This is a genomic window from Shinella sp. JR1-6 (assembly GCF_004284735.1).
In the GTDB taxonomy this organism is placed as follows: domain Bacteria; phylum Pseudomonadota; class Alphaproteobacteria; order Rhizobiales; family Rhizobiaceae; genus Shinella.
This window is the reverse complement of the sequence record NZ_SHMI01000007.1, coordinates 242,892-259,899: the sequence shown is the minus strand read 5'-3', so window position 1 is coordinate 259,899 and position 17,008 is coordinate 242,892. Positions and strand designations below refer to the sequence as shown.

General features: G+C 68.3%; 13 protein-coding genes. 2 read left to right on the top strand and 11 right to left on the bottom strand.

Annotation, left to right across the window (positions count from 1 at the left end):
• Window positions 1-549 (top strand): hypothetical protein, encoded by a 549-nt coding sequence (locus tag EXZ48_RS15520; RefSeq protein WP_023515365.1) that lies wholly within the window; start codon window positions 1-3, stop codon window positions 547-549.
• A gap of 29 nt (window positions 550-578) precedes the next feature.
• The gene (locus EXZ48_RS15515) at window positions 579-917 is read left to right on the top strand and encodes an STAS domain-containing protein (protein WP_023515366.1); all 339 of its coding nucleotides are present in this window, start codon (window positions 579-581) and stop codon (window positions 915-917) included.
• A 44-nt stretch (window positions 918-961) separates the two neighbouring features.
• On the opposite strand, the gene EXZ48_RS15510 is transcribed toward EXZ48_RS15515, so the two are convergent.
• The 11 genes from EXZ48_RS15510 to EXZ48_RS15460 all read right to left on the bottom strand — a co-directional run bounded on the left by EXZ48_RS15510 (window position 962) and on the right by EXZ48_RS15460 (window position 17,007).
• Entirely contained in the window at window positions 962-1,729 is a 768-nt protein-coding gene (locus EXZ48_RS15510) for a protein kinase (RefSeq protein WP_130516860.1), read from the bottom strand.
• Window positions 1,730-1,733: 4 nt separating this feature from the next.
• The gene (locus EXZ48_RS15505; protein ID WP_130516858.1) at window positions 1,734-3,272 is read right to left on the bottom strand and encodes a class I SAM-dependent methyltransferase; all 1,539 of its coding nucleotides are present in this window, start codon (window positions 3,270-3,272) and stop codon (window positions 1,734-1,736) included.
• A gap of 118 nt (window positions 3,273-3,390) precedes the next feature.
• Entirely contained in the window at window positions 3,391-4,482 is a 1,092-nt protein-coding gene (gene tssG / locus EXZ48_RS15500; RefSeq protein ID WP_130516856.1) for a type VI secretion system baseplate subunit TssG, read from the bottom strand.
• On the bottom strand, window positions 4,446-6,281 hold the full coding sequence (gene tssF / locus EXZ48_RS15495) for a type VI secretion system baseplate subunit TssF (RefSeq protein ID WP_023517400.1): 1,836 nt from the start codon (window positions 6,279-6,281) through the stop codon (window positions 4,446-4,448). Before tssF ends, tssG begins: the two co-directional genes overlap by 37 nt.
• 96 nt (window positions 6,282-6,377) lie before the next feature.
• Complete coding sequence (tssM, locus tag EXZ48_RS15490; protein ID WP_165909361.1) at window positions 6,378-9,893, bottom strand: type VI secretion system membrane subunit TssM; 3,516 nt, start codon at window positions 9,891-9,893, stop codon at window positions 6,378-6,380.
• On the bottom strand, window positions 9,890-11,677 hold the full coding sequence (locus tag EXZ48_RS15485; protein WP_130516852.1) for a type VI secretion protein IcmF/TssM N-terminal domain-containing protein: 1,788 nt from the start codon (window positions 11,675-11,677) through the stop codon (window positions 9,890-9,892). Before EXZ48_RS15485 ends, tssM begins: the two co-directional genes overlap by 4 nt.
• The gene (gene icmH / locus EXZ48_RS15480) at window positions 11,674-13,116 is read right to left on the bottom strand and encodes a type IVB secretion system protein IcmH/DotU (RefSeq protein ID WP_130516850.1); all 1,443 of its coding nucleotides are present in this window, start codon (window positions 13,114-13,116) and stop codon (window positions 11,674-11,676) included. The genes EXZ48_RS15485 and icmH overlap by 4 nt, the downstream gene beginning before the upstream one ends.
• Window positions 13,117-13,126: 10 nt before the next feature.
• Window positions 13,127-14,458 (bottom strand): type VI secretion system baseplate subunit TssK, encoded by a 1,332-nt coding sequence (tssK, locus tag EXZ48_RS15475; protein ID WP_130516848.1) that lies wholly within the window; start codon window positions 14,456-14,458, stop codon window positions 13,127-13,129.
• Between the two features lie 74 nt (window positions 14,459-14,532).
• Window positions 14,533-15,093 carry a type VI secretion system lipoprotein TssJ gene (gene tssJ, locus EXZ48_RS15470; RefSeq protein ID WP_023517087.1) on the bottom strand — a complete coding sequence of 187 codons (561 nt, stop codon included), beginning with the start codon at window positions 15,091-15,093 and terminating at the stop codon, window positions 14,533-14,535.
• Window positions 15,090-15,854 carry an FHA domain-containing protein gene (locus EXZ48_RS15465; RefSeq protein WP_157255824.1) on the bottom strand — a complete coding sequence of 255 codons (765 nt, stop codon included), beginning with the start codon at window positions 15,852-15,854 and terminating at the stop codon, window positions 15,090-15,092. Before EXZ48_RS15465 ends, tssJ begins: the two co-directional genes overlap by 4 nt.
• A 73-nt stretch (window positions 15,855-15,927) precedes the next feature.
• Window positions 15,928-17,007 carry a bifunctional 2-polyprenyl-6-hydroxyphenol methylase/3-demethylubiquinol 3-O-methyltransferase UbiG gene (locus tag EXZ48_RS15460; RefSeq protein WP_130516844.1) on the bottom strand — a complete coding sequence of 360 codons (1,080 nt, stop codon included), beginning with the start codon at window positions 17,005-17,007 and terminating at the stop codon, window positions 15,928-15,930.
• Between the last annotated feature and the right edge of the window lies 1 nt (window position 17,008).

The following is a 17,008-nucleotide window of genomic DNA, read 5'->3' as shown; positions in this document are numbered from 1 at the left end:
ATGGAAGCCACATTCGGACAGGTGGAATTCACCAACGGCGCCGGGGCGCTGAAGAACCGCATCCGTCTTGCCGACGGGCCGCTCGACCTTGCCTGGCAGCATTGCGGCGTTACGTCGGAATTCCTCGGCGACTTCTTCGCCCTGCGGCGGCGGGACGAGGGCGGCGATTACAACGAGGCGCGCCACAGCATCGGCTATCTCGCCAACGAACTGCTCGAGAATGCGGTGAAGTTCCGCCATGGCGACGGCATCACGCTGGAGGCCTCGCTCGACGGCAGCTGCTTCGAGATCCGCATCAGCAACCTCGTCACCCAGGAGACGGCCGGCAGGTTCCAGGCGCTCCTTGCCGAACTGACGACCCGTGACCCGGGTGAACTCCTCATCGAACGCATCGAAGAAAATGCGGAGAACATGAATTCGAGCGGCTCGGGACTTGGCCTGCTCACCCTAATGAGCGACTATGGCGCGCGTCTCGGCTGGCGTTTCCAACCAGCGGCAGTACCGGACGCGATGCGCCTCGACACCTACGCCGCCCTCGACATCGTTTGAGCAGACATACCGGGAGTTTATTGTACAAAATGGAAATCAAGACGAACGAATACCGTGTCTGGAGCGAGGGTTCTGCGATCCATTACGAGGGCACGATGCGCCTTTCCGGCACGGAGGCCTATGCCCCGATCCTGGAACTGATGCAGCAGGTGCTGACCGAGAAGCCGGAAACCATCACGCTCGATCTGTCGGGGCTGGAATTCCTCAACAGCTCCGGCATCAACCTGCTCGCCAAATTCACCATCGACGTGCGCAAGCAGCCGGGCATCGGCCTCATGGTCAAAGGCAGCACGCAGATCCCGTGGCAGTCCAAGTCCCTGCCGAACCTGAAGAAGCTGCATCCGGCAGTCAATCTGGTCATCGCCTGAGGATGGAGGGGCGGAGCGCCCCTCATCCGCCTGCCGGGAGAGGGTCAGGGTGAGGGGCAGGTGACCTCTAGAATCCGCAGGAACTCCGCCGCCGTCGGCCGGTCCGCCGCACCGATCCCCGCCATCAGCACGCCGAGCAGAGCGGGGTCCTCCCGTTCCAGGGCCGCGGAGACGACGAAAGCCGGCGGCTCGCCCGCCCGCCGGCGGCGCAGCACCGCCTCCGCCTCGCCTTCATAGGGCTTTTCCCCCGTCAGCAGGAACAGGCCGAGCGCCGCGAGCGACCAGATGTCGGCCGTCGGGCCGGCCGGTTCGCCGGCAAGCTGTTCCGGCGCCATCCAGGCGGGCGAACCGGACAGTTCCGCTCGCTGCAGGTCATCGCCGGGCGTACCGGCAATGCCGAAATCGATGAGCACTGGCGTTCCGCCGTCGAAGAGCACGTGCGCCGGCTTCACGTCGCGGTGGACGACGCCGCGCGCATGGGCGAAGGCGAGCGCAGCGGCAAGCCTGGCGAGCAGCGGGCGGAGGGCGGCCGGATCCGCGTAGCGCGCCGCCACATCGGGTTCGCAAAGCGCCTTCCCCAGCATCTTGAAGGCAATCCAGTCCTCGCCCTCCGCCACGAGCTGCGGCAGCGAGGGATGTACCAGCAGCCGGGTGATCCGCCGCTCGCGCTCGAAACGCCGGAGCGTCACGGCATCCCCGTCCCCGACGAGACGCTTGACGATGACGGGCGCCGCCCCGATCTGCGCGCGGTAGACCCGCACGGGACCCTGCCCGCGCAGGACGGCTTCGCTGACCGGGGGCGGTGCGCCCATCGGCCTAGATCGCGCCGATGCGTCGCCACATCGGCAGGGCGACGGTCAGGATCAGGTCGACATTTTCCCGGATGACACGCAGCGCCTCCCCCTCGTCCTCGATCGGGACGCCCTCGTTGCGCAGCCGGTCGCCGCGCGCCGCCAGCAGGGCGTGGATGGCCGCCGTCACCGCGCCGGCCTCCGCCTCGACGCCGTCGAGCAGCACTTCGTAGGCCAGCATTTCGAACAGGCGCACCGTGATGCCGGAGCCGATCCCCGCCGCCGCGAGCGCGCAGACGGCGCGGCCCTCGTCGGAGCAGATCCTGAGATGGGCGCGGTTGTAGCGCCGCACCGCTGCGACGCTCTCCTCCGTCACCGCATTCGGCAGGGCCATCGCCTGGCGGGAGCCGATCAGCATGCCCAGTACCTCACGCTCCGTGGCGGACGAGCCGTCCGCTTCCGGCAGGCTCCTGAGCGCGCCGATCGTCATGGGGCCTTCGGCGAGGGCGGCAAGGGCCGGGCCGTAGAAGCTCTCGTTCAGCGTTGCCTCGCCGACCGGCACCTTCACGGAAAGCTTGATCGCGGAGGGTGGCACGACGAGGGCGAGCCTGCGGGCCGCCAGCCGCTTTTCCAGCCGCCGGGCGGCGATCGGCCGGGGCCCGCGCATATAGATGTCGCGCCGGAAGCTGCGGGCAAGGAAGAAGTCCCGCGCGGTTTCCGCATGGGCGGCGGGGAAGCCCTCGATGAGACGCCGCTGGGCGTCGGTCGTGCAGAGGTCCGGATAGTTCTCGAAGAGATTGGCTGCGGCGACGAAGGACAGCTTGGCCGCTGCCAGATCCTGCGCCACGTCGATCTGGTAGCAGGGCGACCAGTGTGCGTTGAGATATTCGTGGCTGAGATAGGCGGTTCCCTCCGCCCGCTCCTTGTCCAGCCGGTCGAGCATTTCCGCCGGGATCAGGTCGGCGCCGGCCTCGGAGAAGGCGCGAGCCATGTCCAGCGCCCGCAGCACGCGCCGGTCGCTGCGCTCGCTGTCATGCGCGGCGGCGAGGCTGACGAGGCGCTGCATCGGCATGGAAGCGGTCCAGCGCGGCAGGGCATTGTAGGTGACATAGAGGAGCCCGCCGGGCTTCAGATGACGGGCGGCGAAATCGACGATATGGCGGCGGTTCTCCGCGCTGACCCAGCTCCAGACGCCATGCAGTGTGATATAGTCGAACATCGGCAGGCCCGGTTGCCGGCCATGGGCCAGATCCTCGAAGGAGGCCTCCTCCAGGCGGATGTTGCCGACGGAACCGGCCGCGGCGAGCGAGCGCCCGCGTGCGATATGCGCCGGATTGAAATCGAAACCCCAGACGTCGGCCTGCGGGTTGGCCGCGGCGATCGTCAGCGCCGTTTCGCCGACCCCGCATCCCAGTTCGCAATAGGCGAAGGGCGCCCCCTCCTCCACCGGCGGCTCGATGCCGCGCAGGAGGCAGGCCACGTCCAGATGCGCCGGCGTCTGCTCGATATAGAAGCCGGGGAGATATTCGATGTCGGAAACGTAGCCGTGGGTCCAGTCATTCATGATGAAATCCTATGCTCGAGCAATATCAATAGGGATACGCGGGCGGCGCGGGAACGACAGGTGCGCCAGTCTTCTGTTTTTCCGCAAAACCGCTGCGCAGCTCTGCCGGGAACGTCTTTCAGCGCAGATGCGGCGGCGGGCGGAACTGGACGGCGGCCGGCTGCTGGCGCGGGCGTGCCGGCTGGAGCCAGGTGTTCCAGCCGAGCCTGCTCGCTTTGGCGTCCTCGCGCTGCCCGCCGAGCCGCAGCGCCGGCACATGGTCGGGTTTCAGCTCCAGGCGGATGTTGAACATCTTGTCGGCGCCGAGCGCGCTGGCGGCAAGGTCGGTGAGTAGCCGTGCCCGGCTGCCGTCCGGCAGCAGCGATCGGAAGGCCGGATAGTCCAGCCCCTCCACGCGCAGCGTGACCGTGGACTGGATGTCGAAGGTCTTCGTGCCGATCACCGCATCGTCGCCGAGGCGCGCGAAGGCGCCGCGCGGCCGGGTGCGGTCGGGCAGTTGCGTGCGGTCGGACGGGGCGATCGGATACCATTCGCCGGCGAACTGCTCGACGCGCAGCGTGTGCCCGAGCGCGCCGGCGAGTGCCTGCTCGATTGCCACCGCCGAGCGGCCCTGCCGGGCAAGAAGCCCGCCGAAGAAGACGAAGGTGTGGTCGCCCACCCGGGTGCGGTCGGTCATCGCCGGCAGGCCGAGGCCGACAAGGGATTTCAGCGCGTGGTCGATGGGGGCGGCGGTCGAAAGCTGCGCCGCCCGCTCGCGCTCGATCGCCGGGCGATACTTGGCCCAGGCATTGTAGAGCAAGCCAGAAAGCCGGTTGTTGAAGACGTCGAAGAACTCGCGCAGGGCAAAATTGCGTTCGCGCACGCTCATCTGCACGAGCTCGCTCATGGCATGCGGCAGCACGCCCGAGGGGCCGGTCAGGCCGACCAGCGTCTGCGTCATCTCGACAGGTCCGCCGCTGCGCGGTCGGCGCACGGAAAGCACCTCCGCCGAGGCGAAGCCGAGCGGCACCGACGAACGGATCTTCACGGCCGCCCGCTCGGGATCCACCCCCTGCCCGACCGGATCGACCGGCCGGTGCGCGGTGTCGTGCCCCTCCTCCGCGCCAAGCGCTTCCAGGATGCGGATCATCTGGAAGAGTTCGAACGCCTGCGGCCCGTCGAAGGCGCGGGCGACTAGAGAAGAATTCGATCGCCTGCCCGTGCCGGCCATGTCTTCAGCTTTCCGCTTCGCCCCCGAACGAGGGCGGTGAGCCGTGAGAATGAATTGACGCTTGCATAGAGGCCGAGGAAACGCTCGATGATGCTCGCCATGAGGAATACGCCGTTACCAGAGAAATTGCCTTCCTCGAAGGTCATCGTCACGTCGACGCCGCGGCAGAAGGCGCTCTGGCCGAAGCTGCGCACCCGCGCCGTGCCGCTTTGCGAGGAGAGCGCCGTGATGCCGTCGATCAATGCCCGCGTTTCGGCCGAGTTGCGGAAATCGTAGAGCAGCAGGATTTCCTTCAGCGCTTCCACCCCGCCATCGGAAACGAGCGAAAGATGGTTGAGCGCCAGATGCGAGATGAGCCGCCAGCGCCCGCCCTGGCCGTAATGCGGGCGGATCGTCGCGGTCGGCACCGTCAGCAGCCGCATGCCCTTCACCATCGGCACCGGCTCGACCATCCGCAATTGCGGCTGGCCGCCGCCGAAGGGCAGCCGCTCCGGCCGGTTGCGGTTGAGGCAGAGCGTTTCCACCGACAGGACGTCGTCGGCAAGGCTCTTCGGGTTGAATTCGGGATCGGAGAGCGACAGGAAGACCTCGCTGCCCGGGTTCTCCTCCTCGGCCGGCCGGCGGTGCGAGAGCCACCAGGCTGCCGCCTTCTCCTCGCCGCGGACCTCGTCGGCATCGACGCCGTGGCGGATGCCGTAGAACGGCGACAGCGTCCTCGCGTCCCCCTCGGCATTCACGGTGGCAACGGCCTCGATGCTGTAGACCTCCAGCGCATTCAGCCGCCGGCTGTCCGGCACGACGCGGTATTCGGTGACAGTCCTGTCGAGCTTGATCGGCTCGGCGGTCTGGGGGAACAGGTTGACGATCGGCGTGCAGCCGAGCGCGAAGGCGGCCGCCGTCAACGAGCGCTCCAGGCTGGGCGCGGCACGGTTGAGATAGAGGAAGACGTCGAGCGTGCGCCCCTTGCCGGCAAGGCGCCCGGCCTCCGGGAATTCGAGATCGACGAACAGGAATTTTTCGGGGAAGGCGAAATACTCGGTCAGAAGCCGGTAGGCCGGATGCGAGGCCTGCGGATAGGGCAGCATGCTCTCGTGCGGGCCGAAGCCGCCCGGCGAAAGAGCGTCGGCATCCAGCATTGCCGGGCTGCGGTCGCTGGCGCCTTCGGCAAAGGCGATCGCGACCACGTCGTTGAGCAGGAGTTCGTAGAGCGGATAGACGAGCTGCGGCTGGCCCCGGAGGAAAAAGCGCAGGCGCCCGGGATTGTAGGTCGAAAAACTCTGGTCCTCACCCGCCATTTCCAGCGTCAGGCGCAGGCAGCCCGCCGCATTGTGCGCCTGCGGCGTTTCCGGCGCGGTGATCGGGCGGCCGGTGAGCGTGGCCGCGCGCACGACGATCGGATGCAGCGTGACATCCGAGCAGGTGCTGAACCGGCAGCGCTCGCCATCGACCGGCTCGGTGTCGAGCAGCGTGCCCGACGGGACGGGATAGGGCTCTGCCAGCTCCGCCTTCGGATCGAGCTGGAGGATCGACATGGACGGGATCGGCCGGTCGAAATGCGGATAGAGGATGCCGAGCATGGCATTGGTCAGCTCAGGGAAATCGTCGTCCATCTTCTGCCGCACGCGGGCGGTGAGATAGGCGAAAGCCTCGATGAGCCGGCCGACATGCGGATCCTCGATCGCGTCCTCGGACAGGCGCAGCCGGCCCGCGATGCGCGGGTTTTCGGCCGCAAAGGCCGCCGCAGCCCGGCGGATGCTCAGCAGTTCGCGGTTGTAGTGGACAAGCAGATCATCCGACATGGAGGCCCCTTGGCGATTGGAAACGGGCATATCGCGATGGTTGTGCGGACATTGGCGCACTCCGTTTCATGCTGTCAAGGAAAGGCGGACGGTGTCTCATAGCGTCGGGCACGCGAACGGGGAGAGGACGTCGCGCGCGAAGGGGTTGCGCGTGGCGGGGGCGGTGAGGCGCATCAGGACGGCGCGGCTGCCGAGGCGGAACTGGTAGGTGACGACGTCCGTCGGGTTTTTCTCGATCTTGCGGCCCTGGTCGAAAAGGCGGAAGAGCGCCCAGGCGCCCTGCTCCGTCAGGATGTTTCGCTGGCCGGCAACCTCGGGCGTCATGGACATGGACGCGCCCGCCACCAGGTTCTCCGGCGGCCAGAGATATTGCGTGCCCGCCGGCGGTCCGTGCGTGTAGCTCGCCACCTTGCCGCCGATATCGATGAGGAAGGCGCGGGCCGTCATGTCCAGCTTGCCGACTTCCACGGTGAAGTCGACATTCGGCTTCTCCTGCCCGGCAAAGAAGACGGTCGTGATGTCGTCGGCCTTTTCGAAGGCGGCGAGGACCTCATCGGGGAAGCCGAGGCCGAATTGCTGGCCGCTTTTCCAGCGCCAGGGCTTCGTCGTCCGGTCGATATAGGGCTTCAGATAGGTGTCGCGGAAACCGGCGATCGCGCCTTGCGGACCGAGCAGCCGGGAAAAGTCGTCGAGCGAGGCGTCGTTGATGCTCTCCCGGTCGAAGGGGTAGCGGCCGACAGTCGTGGCGGTGCACAGCGGCAGGATGGTCGAGGTCCAGATCTCCTTCAGCCGCTCACGCGAACTGCCGCCCGTCACCGCGCCCACCTGGGTGAGGATGCGGGCGAAGAAGGGCTGCAGGTTTGCCGGGAGCTTGCCGTTGCGGTCGGTGAGCTGGCTGAGGATCGTCTGCGGTTCGGCGCCGAGCTCCAGCACGTCGCCGCCGGCTGCCACGTGGTTCAGCTGGCGATAGAGCGGTTCGAGCGCGGCCAGCATATCGTCGACTTGCGACTGCTGTCCCTCCGCCGCCGGCACGACCGCGAGACGGAAGGCCCTGAAATGATCGCTGACCGATTGCGGCACGTTGACGACGCGGCGCGGCGCCCGCACGGTCTTCGTCACCTGCGAAAGCCGCTCGGCCGCCAGTGCCTCGACGGCGCTTGCCGCCGTCGTCGACAGGTCCTGGAGATCCACCTCCGCGGCGATGGCGACGAAAAGCTCCTTCGCCGGCGAAGGGTTGCCGGCGACGATGGCCACCGCATCGGCAAGACGGCGCGCGTCGGTCTCGCCGGAAATGCCGAGGTCGGCGATCAGGCTGTCCCAGCGGCTCATGTAGGTGACACGGTAGAGATCGGCGAGGCCGTCACGGATGCGGCCGGTCTCGCGCTCGCGGTCGAGCGCGGTATCGGGCCGGCCCATCACCCAGAGATCGTCGGCAAGCGTGCTCGCGGCCTCTGCCGAAGCGCGCATCATCACGCCGAGGCCGTTCTTCGTGTAGATGCCCTCGATACCGTCGAAGAAGCTTGCCCCGCTCACCCGCGCCAGCGCCTCGGGACCGGAAAGCCCCATATGGTCGACCGGCCGCCACATGGCCATCGCCGCAACGTCGGGCAGCGTCAGCGCCTGGTCGTAGGCAAGCCGGGCGAGGCTGTAATTGGTGATGTCCGCCCTCGCCTTCTCGATCAGCACGACATCGGCCGCCGGCGCCGGGATCGCAACGGATGCGAGTTCGGAGAAATGCTCGGCAATGCGCCGGTCCACCGCGTCGCTGCGGTCGTAGAGCATCCAGTTGGCGGCAAAGTCCGGGCCGAGCAGCGCTGCCGTCTCGCGGCCCGGCGGACGCTCGCCGGTCAGCATCAGGTAGAACTTCAGCTGGGTGAAGCGCAGTGCCGCGGGTGTGGCGGGGTTCTCGAGGCCCTGACGCAGATATTGCCAGACGAAGGGGAAGAACAGGTTGGCAAGCGCCTTGTCATAGGCCTTGCGCGCCTCGCCCTGCACAGGATCGGGGCTGTAGAGGCCGAAGGTCGCGCCGCGCGGTTCGGCCTCGCTGAGCGCGGCAAGCCGGTCGAGCACCGCCAGGACCGGCTCGAAGCGCATGGAGAGCGTGCCGCCCGGCACGGCCTCGGCGATCTCGCCGCGGGCCGCGGTGGTCTGGCCGGTGACGCCGGCGACATAGGCGCGCCCGTCGGAAAAGCCGAACCACCAGAAGGCGAGCGCCGCGAAGGCGGCAAGGCAGAGGACGGCGTTGATCGCCAGATCCTTGAACCGCGCCGCCGCGAGCGCCGGCCGCGTCAGCCCGCCAAGATCGGCCTCCGGCAGGATGGCCTTGCGGAAGAGCCCGTAGAGGAAGAAGGGCCGCACGCGCCGCATGCCCGGATCGGGTGCCAGCGACAGCGCCGCCGCGCTGCGCCCGAAGACCGGCGCGAGCGAGCCGGCCAGCGCATCGACATTGTCGCCGTCCTGCCGGCAGGAGACGAAGAAGACGCCGCGCATGTTCGTGGCGGTGCCGAAGCGGTGCTGGGTGGCAAGCTGCTGCACGAAGGGCTGGATGCGCTCACGCAGCAGCGCGAACTGTGCGGGAAACTCGAAGGCCCGGCGGCGGCGCATCTCGTCGGGCTCTTCCTGCAGGCAGACGAACTGGCGCTGCATGATCCGCTCGACGAGGCCGGCAAACCCCTTGTCGAGGGCTTCTGCCGGCCCGCGCGCATCGCCGCCGAGATCCGGCGCGATCGGCAGGCCAAAGGCGGCCGCGCGCTCTTCGGTCGTCAGGTCCTCGAAAAGCTCCTCGAAGCCGACGATCCGGTCGAGCTTCGTCACGACGATATAGACCGGTGCGTTGGCGCGCAGGCGCTGCACCGCCTCGTCGAGCCGCTGGCGAATGGCCGTGGCATAGGCGACCGCCTCTTCCGGCAGCATGGCCAGGAGCTCGTCGACGCTGACCGCGACGAGGATGCCGTTGACCGGCTGGCGCGACCGTAGGCTGCGGATATGCTGCAGCGCCTGGAGCCAGAGCTGGCGGGCCTGCGGCTCCTCGCTGCCGGTGAGCCGGCCGGAAAATTCCACCAGCATCGCCTGGTCGCTGATGTGGAAGCGGGCGGAGGGGGCCTCCACCGCGCCGTCGCCCTCGAAGGGCAGCGTCAGGCCGCTGGCGCGCACCAGCGAGGTCTTGCCCGCGCCGTCGGCGCCGAGCAGCATGTACCAGGGCAGCGCGTAGCGCGCGCTGACGAAGAGGTCGCCGTGGCCGCGCCGCAGGAGGCCCATGGCCCGGCCGGCCGCCTCGCGGAACGCGGATATCTCGGCTTCGGCCTCTGCCGTGGCCCTGTCGGATTTTGCAGTCGCTTCCTCTTCCTGCTTGCGCAGGGCCGCAAGCAGCGCGGCCTCTTCGCTGGACCGCTTGGTGCGCATCAGGAAACCGACGCCGCCCCAGACGAGCGCCAGCAGGAGGAGCATGGCAAGACGGGCGCTGGACGATCCCAGCGGGCGCATGTCGCCGAAAGCGATGAGCGGGCCGATGAACCAGACGACGAGCGCTAGAAACAGCACGACGAGCGTCAGGATGACGCCCGGGCGGCGCAGCACCCGCAAACGCTTCCTGAGTCGCGCACCCACGCTCACGTCAGGCTTTCCCGGTAGGCGATGCGTCGGCGTGCGGCCTCGACATAGGCGCGGTCGACGGCAAGGCCGCCGGCCTGGCGGATCGCCTCCAGCGCCTCGGCGACGAATTTTTCGGGATGACCGCCGGCAACCGCCGGGGCGCGTTTCTCGAGCCATGCGCGCAATGCCGGCGAGGCCGGATCGCCGGCCGTTTCAGCCAGGGCGATCAGCGCATTGAGTGCTGCCGTGTCGTTCCCGTCTTCGACGAGGTCGGCCTCGAGCCAGGCGGCGACCTGCGGCGCGAGCGCATTGACGTGCAGCGCCCGCTTCGCCTCTGCAAGACCGTCCTTCAGCATGCCGCGCTTGTCGAGCCAGAAGGCGTAGCGCGGCACGGGCTTCTGCGCGGCCAGCACGAGGCTCACCGCATCGAGCCGCTCCAGCGCGGCAAGCGTGCGCGGCAGGTCCTCCCGACGCGTGGGCCCGGTGAGCGGCGCGGCATCGCCGATCGCCTCCTGCACCTGGCGCCGCAGGCCGATCTCGTGGTCGAAGGTCGAGAACAGGGCGTAGCCGCCGGCCGCACAGACGAGGAGGGCAAGGGCGAGCGGCAGCCAGTAGAGGGCGGGCGCGGCCGCGCGCTGGCGCTCCTTCAGCACGAGGCCGGCTTCCGGGAGGATGGCCTTCTTCACGGCGCCGCTGATGAAATAGCCGTGGTTCAGTTCTTCGTCGCCGCCGAGATCGGGCGGCAGCATGCCGCTGCGGGGCATGGCGAAGCGGCGCGACAATTCCGGCAGCAGGGCGTCGATGGACAGCATTTCCTGGCGCGCGCTGGTCATGAAGATGCCGCGCAGGAGAACGCCCCGCCAGGCGCCGTTGCCCATCGGCATCATTGCATCGACAACAGGCATGACGATGCGCTGGATCGCCGCGATCTGCGCGGAAAAACCGTGGATATGCACGCAGCGGATCGCATCGGCCTCCTTCGACAGGAGTTCGATATGGCGGCGGCGCATGGTCTCGACGATGTCGCCGAAGCCGGCGTCGATCTCCGCGTGCAGCGCCTCGACGGTTTTCGTCTCTTTTCTGTCATGCGCCAGGGCAAAGCCCCAGGGCTGTGCCCGGTCGGCCGGCTCGATGCGCTCGAAAATCTCCTGGAAGCCGGGCACGAGATCGGTGCGTGACAGGAGCGCATAGGCCGGAAGCGTCTGGTCGAGCGTCTCGTCGGCCTGGCGGAACCAGGTGGCGATGGTTTCGGCGGTCATGCGCTGCTCGATCTGGTCGGCCAGGACAAGATCCGCCGGACTGACGACGAGGAGGATGCCGTTGACGGGCAGCTTCGGCCGCACGGCGCGCAGCAGGCGGAACAGTTCGCCGGCATCCTCGGAAACCTGTGCCTCGACGAACACGGCCTCCGGGCCGACCCACCAGTTGGCCGGGCCGATTGTTTTCGGCATGCCGAGGCGCATCTCGGTGCTTTCGAGCAGGCAGGTCTTGCCGCTGCCCGCCGGGCCGACGACGAGGAAGAACGGCACCGAGTAGCGCCCGCGCGCACCCTTGAGGCCGCGATCGGCGAGGAAGGCGGAAACCTGCCGGCGCAGGTCGCGCAGCGCCGGCGTCTCGGGCGTGCCGCGCTTCAGGAAGAAGCGGGAGAAGACAACCGGCAGCAACGCCCAGACCACGACGGGCAGCAGCGGCAGCAGGAGCTTCAGGTCGGGATTGTCGACGGGCGGCTGCTTGGCCAGAAACCAGCCTGCGGCAAGCGCCGCCGCAAGTCCGAGAAACCAGGTGATGAGCAGCCATGGCCTCATGGCGTCTTTTCCGCCGGGATCTGGAATTCGACGCGCCGGTTGCGCGCGCGGTTCTCCCGCGTCGTGTTCGGCAGGATCGGGTCGTTGGCGCCGCGGCCCTCGAAGGTGACACGCGCGGCGTCATCGACATGACGTTGCAGCATCTGCGCCGCCGAGCGCGCCCGGGCGAGCGAAACCGCCATGTTGTCGCCGAGCGGGCTGCCCGCGCCGACGGGCACGTTGTCGGTATGGCCGACGACGACGATGGCGCCGCTCTCGCCGTCCAGCGCGTCGCCGATCTTGGTGATCAGCGGTTCCTCGGCCAGCGACAGGTCGGTGCCGCCGGAGGGGAAGGAGGCCTTCAGCATGCGGATCGCGACCTTGTCGCCGATGCTCGCCACCTCGACCCGGCCATCGGCGATCTCGGCGGCAAGCGCCTCCGACAAGCGCTCGATCTGCGTCTTGCGCACCGGCGGCACGGGATCCGGGATGGTCGGGATGCCGGCGCGCTCGACGAGAAGCGGAATGGCGGGAACGAGCGCGCTGATCTGCGTCGCGGTCTCCTCCATGCTGGAGCGCAGGCTGATGGACGAGAAGGCCCAGACGACGGCGAGCAGCGCCAGCAGCACGAGCGCCGCCGCCCAGGGCGCGGCCATGCTGCGCGGTGCGCGGTGCGGCGCGGCGGCACTTTGCCAGACTTGGGAGAGATTGCGCTCATAGGGGCCGCGCACCCGGCGGATGACGCGGTAGAGATCCTGCCTGAGCCGCGCGAACTGCCCCTGCCCGCCATCCATGACGCGGTACTTGCCGCTGAAGCCGATGGACAGGCAGATCGCCATCAGCTCCAGCACGTCGATGTTCTGCTCGGGCTGCTGCAGGAGCTGCTGGAGCAGGTCGTAGAAGCGCTCGCCGCCCCAGGTCTCGTTGTAGAGGATGGAGACGAGGCTCTGGCTCGCCCAGCCGGTCGTCGCGCCCCAGCGGGTGTTGAGGATGATGTCGTCGATGACGGCGCACAGCGCATAGCGCGAGACGCGCACCAGCCGGTCGGGCGTGTCGCGCGCCATGGCGGCCGTCTCGAAATTGCGGATCTCCTCCAGCACGCGGCGGCGGAACTCGGCGATGTCGTCGGGCGCGGCGCTTTCGTTGAGCCGGCCGGCAAGCCAGAGCAGCGGCGAGGCGGCGCCGACCAGCGGGTTCACCGCGGCAAGGTCGAAGGCCTTTTCGATGGCGGGGTCGCCGCGATGGCGCGCGCGCTCGACCGGCAGGGCATCCAGCCCGAAATCGAGATCGTCCTTCTGGCCAGCGACGGGACGGGCGGCGAAGAAGCCGCCATCGCCGGAAAAACCGCCGCGCGGCAGGCTCTCCTGGCCGAAGCCGGACGCCGGGCGTGCCTGAACGCCGCCCAGCGGCCTGCGGATCGTGTCGTCGGCGTTCGGGAAATCGGCAAATGGATCGTTCACGCCCGCCTCCTCAGTCCTTCACGGCCCAAAGGTCGAGCTCGAGCGCCGGGAAATCGCCGGCGACGTGGATGGCAAGCCCGGTGCCGGCCGCGATCTGCTTCCAGTTGGGGCTGGAGCGGTCGAGCTCGAAATAGGCTTTCCCCGTGTGGTAGGGGATCTGGCGCGGGGCAACCGGCAGGGCGCGCAGCATGACGCCCGGAAGCGCCGCATTGACAAGCTCGGTGATCTGCTCGGCCGCGCCGATCTTGATCTGGCCGACGAGGCGGCGCACCAGCGCATCGGCCGGCATGTCGGCCTTGGCGGCCAGGATGAAGGAATACTTGCCGTAGATCGAGCGGTCCGGCACATCCGCGACGCGGATGCCGTAGCGATGCTCGATGAGCGGGATGGTGATGGCGCTGCGCTCCAGAACGGCGTTGAGCGCCTGGCGCACCGCCGCCGCGACGGGCGCGAAGGAGAGCTGCAGGCGCTCGTGATCGTAGACCGGGAAGGGGCGCGGCCGGTGGCCGGCGGCGGTGAAGGTGGCAAGCTCGCCGGCGAGCCCGATCATCGCCACGAACAGCCGCTCGGGATGCACGAAGGCCGCCGAGGCCATATGGGTGAAGACGGGCTGCCAGCGGTTGATCGTCTGCAGCATCATCAGGTCGGTGATTTCGGCGGCCGTTCCCACATTGGTGCCGGCAAGGCGCGAGGCGATCGCCTCGCCGCGATGGTTGGTGAGGCCGACGATTTCCGTCAAAAGGCCGGAGAGGATCGGCGAGACGGAGCAGTCCATCGCCGGCGGCACGTAGCTTTCGTCGAGCACCACGGAATTGTCGCTGCGCACCTCGACGATGCGCGCGAGCCCGATGCCGACGAGGCCGCTGCGGTCGCTCGTCTCTAGCCCGTAGCGCAGGCGCAGCTTGCCGACATTGATCGGCGCGGCGGAGAGATCGGAGCTGTTGGCATCGGCCACATCGACCTCGGCGAGCGTGTAGCGCGTGGTCAGCTCGGCATCGGCGTCCGCCACCTCGCGTCCGCCCGGCTCCGTCAGCGGCAGGGTGAGGTAGATCACGGCGTTGCGGACGCTCTCGCCGAGCATAAGCGGCGGCAGGCGTACGCCGCCGTCGGGCAGGGAGAATGGCGTGCCGTCGGGAAACACGCCGGCCGCGCGCTCGACGGCGAACTGGCCGATCGACAGGAGTTCGCGGTTGACGCGCAGCTCGGTCAAGCCCCAGCCATAGGGAACGAGCGCTTTGGTCCGGGCTCTCAGCTGGCGCTCGACATGGCGCGCTTCCTGCTGGAAGTGCTGGGCACGGATAAACATCCCCTCCGACCAGATCACCTTGTCATCGAACGACATCCACACCCTTCCTTACGCCGGCGGCGCGGGCTCTGCCCGCGTCGCACCGGCCTTGCCGCTACGCCACGACTTGCTCAGTCCTGCGGCCCCAGTTCGATGGACAGCGTCTTCAGCTCCGCCTTGAGCTTGAACTTCTTGTCCCCCTGGAGCCCGACCATGGCCCGCCACTTGGCCTCCTCGAAATTGCGAAACCCGACCACCACGGCAATAATCGTGGTTCCCTCGATCAGGTTCGCCTTGACCCGCTGCACCTCACCGGGTGCGAAATAAAGTTCCGTCTTGCCCAGCATGGTGGGCCCCAGCGTTTCGGCATCCGCTTCCCAGAGCTGGCGGAAGCTGGCATTGGCGAATGCCGTCTCGCCGTTCAGCTGGTAGAGCCGCATCACCACCGGTTGCGGCAGCCCGTCCGGCCCCGGATTGACGAGGGGTGAGGCGACCGCGATGACGTCGAGGCTGGCATCGACCGGCGCCGGCTTGATCTCGATCTCCGTCGGCGGCGGCTTCTTCGCGCCGAAGGCACCACAGCCGGCGAGGGAAAAGGCCACCAGACCCAGGCACAGGAAGGCGAAAGGGCGCGCGAGCACCGCGCGCAACCCGGCCAGCCACCACCGCACCGGATAGAGTCCAGTCGTCAACCTGCCTTCTCCTTGCGAAGAAGATCCCGCAACCGCCCCTCAAACCTACGCTTTTCGTCCACAGACAAGACCGACATCGCCGCTTCAACAGCCCTCGCGAACGCCGCCGCATCCAGCCCTACGGCTGCCGCAACGAGATTCGCTTCCGCATCGGACGAGGCTACCGTCTCGCCCGCCGCATTGGTATTTGCATTCGAGGCATTGCCCATGCCCCCGGAGATATCCACAGGATTTGGCTCGCCATGCCGGCTTGCCGCATCGGGAATCCACCAATCCTGTAGGACCGCAACCTTGTCTCTAGCATTCTCCGGCGTCGCATCCGGCAAGATGGCGGACTCCACGGCCTGCTCGGCAAGGTCGTCGAAACCGAAGGGGCCTTCGGCGAAGGGATCGTCGGCGCCGGCGGAGGGAACGGCCTGGCCGGCATTGGCCGCGACGAGCGGCGCTTCCGTCTCGATCGCAATCGCGATGACGGCATCGCCGAGCGTCAGCACATCCCTGTCGACCAGCATGCGGGAGGCTTCGCGCCCCAGCGGCACGCCGTTGACCAGGACGCCGTTGGTGGACATGTCGGTGAGAAGAAAGCCGCCGGCCTGCCGTTCGATGCGGCAATGACGCTTGGAAACGATGCGTTCGGGATCGGCAAGCACCCAGTCGGCCTCGGCCGAGCGCCCGATGACGACGGCACCCGTCTCGACGGTCTTCTCCCGCAGACCGGCCATCAGCCGCTCCGGCCCCTTGAGTACGAGTCGCAATCGCATTGTCCACCCCCGCTGACGATCCGGATCTTCCGTCTGACCGAAAGAATCACGGAATCGCTGGCACGCGGGGATGTTACCCCACCGTCTTGCGCGCGACCACCAGATAAGCGGAATAATACATGCAGGAGCGATCGTGCAACCGGACGTGCCAGGGCACTTCGGCAGGGGCCCCGGTGCGTCGGAGCGTACCGGCGGCAAGCGGCCCGTCGGACAGGAGGAGGTCCAGAATGGCCTCCGGGCTGCCGGCATGGCCGGAGCGCTGCGAGTGGCCGCCCAGCCAGGCTTCCACCGGCGTCACCTGACCCGCCCAGTCGAAGGGCACGGACAGCACCGCGCTGCCGTGGTCGGCAAGCACGCGGCTGATTTCGATGAGCCCCGCCCGCGGATCGCGCATACAATCGACGACGTTCATGCCGATGGCAAGCGCGAAGGTGCCGGCGGAAAACGGCAGCGCGAGCGCATCGCAGAGCCACACGTCACCGCGCCCTTCGGCCCGGTGGCGGAGGGCGTAGGACCGCCGGTCGTACACGAGGCCGACGCGGCGCAGGCCGTAGTCGATGCGGCCGCCGACCACCGCCTGTCGGCCGCAGCGCGCCAGCGGCACGGAGAGGTCGATGCCGAGCACGTCGCGGCCGAGCCGCTCCGCCGCGTCCGTCACGGTGCGGCCGGCCGCGCAGCCGATGTCGAGCACGGGGCCCTCCGGCAGGTCCCCGTCCAGCATGTCGAGGGCCTGGGCGAGGTTGCGCGACACCGCGCCGGGCACGCCGCCGCCCGGCACCGGGGTGAAGGCGGCGGGATCGTGATCTCCCCAATGGTCCCAGGCGTAGGAGGAGACGTGCTGGCGGATCGATTCGAGGCCGCTGCCAGGCCCCGCGGCGTCGCCCAGCAGGCTTTCGACGGCGGGCGTCAGGTCGGTGCGGGCCATGAGGTAGAAGAGGTTGTCCTGCACGAAGCGGCGCACCTCCGGCACGATGACCGGCATGCCGTCGAGGATGGGGAATTCCGAGCCGCACAGCACGCAGGAGAGGATGCCGCTCTGAACGTCCTCCCTGGTCTCGGCCTCGATCGTGATGAGCTTCAGCCGGCCTTCCAGCCCGTTCAGCCGGCAAACCGGACAGACCGGCCGCAACGTCTCGAAATGGGTTATCCGCACG

Bases quoted from the DNA above. Each gene is read 5' to 3' on its own strand.
- EXZ48_RS15520 (WP_023515365.1), top strand. From the start codon at position 1: ATGGAAGCCACATTCGGACAGGTGGAATTCACCAACGGCGCCGGGGCG.
- EXZ48_RS15515 (WP_023515366.1), top strand. From the start codon at position 579: ATGGAAATCAAGACGAACGAATACCGTGTCTGGAGCGAGGGTTCTGCG.
- EXZ48_RS15510 (WP_130516860.1), bottom strand. From the start codon at position 1,729: ATGGGCGCACCGCCCCCGGTCAGCGAAGCCGTCCTGCGCGGGCAGGGT.
- EXZ48_RS15505 (WP_130516858.1), bottom strand. From the start codon at position 3,272: ATGAATGACTGGACCCACGGCTACGTTTCCGACATCGAATATCTCCCC.
- tssG (WP_130516856.1), bottom strand. From the start codon at position 4,482: ATGGCCGGCACGGGCAGGCGATCGAATTCTTCTCTAGTCGCCCGCGCC.
- tssF (WP_023517400.1), bottom strand. From the start codon at position 6,281: ATGTCGGATGATCTGCTTGTCCACTACAACCGCGAACTGCTGAGCATC.
- EXZ48_RS15485 (WP_130516852.1), bottom strand. From the start codon at position 11,677: ATGAGGCCATGGCTGCTCATCACCTGGTTTCTCGGACTTGCGGCGGCG.
- tssK (WP_130516848.1), bottom strand. From the start codon at position 14,458: ATGTCGTTCGATGACAAGGTGATCTGGTCGGAGGGGATGTTTATCCGT.
- EXZ48_RS15465 (WP_157255824.1), bottom strand. From the start codon at position 15,854: ATGCGATTGCGACTCGTACTCAAGGGGCCGGAGCGGCTGATGGCCGGT.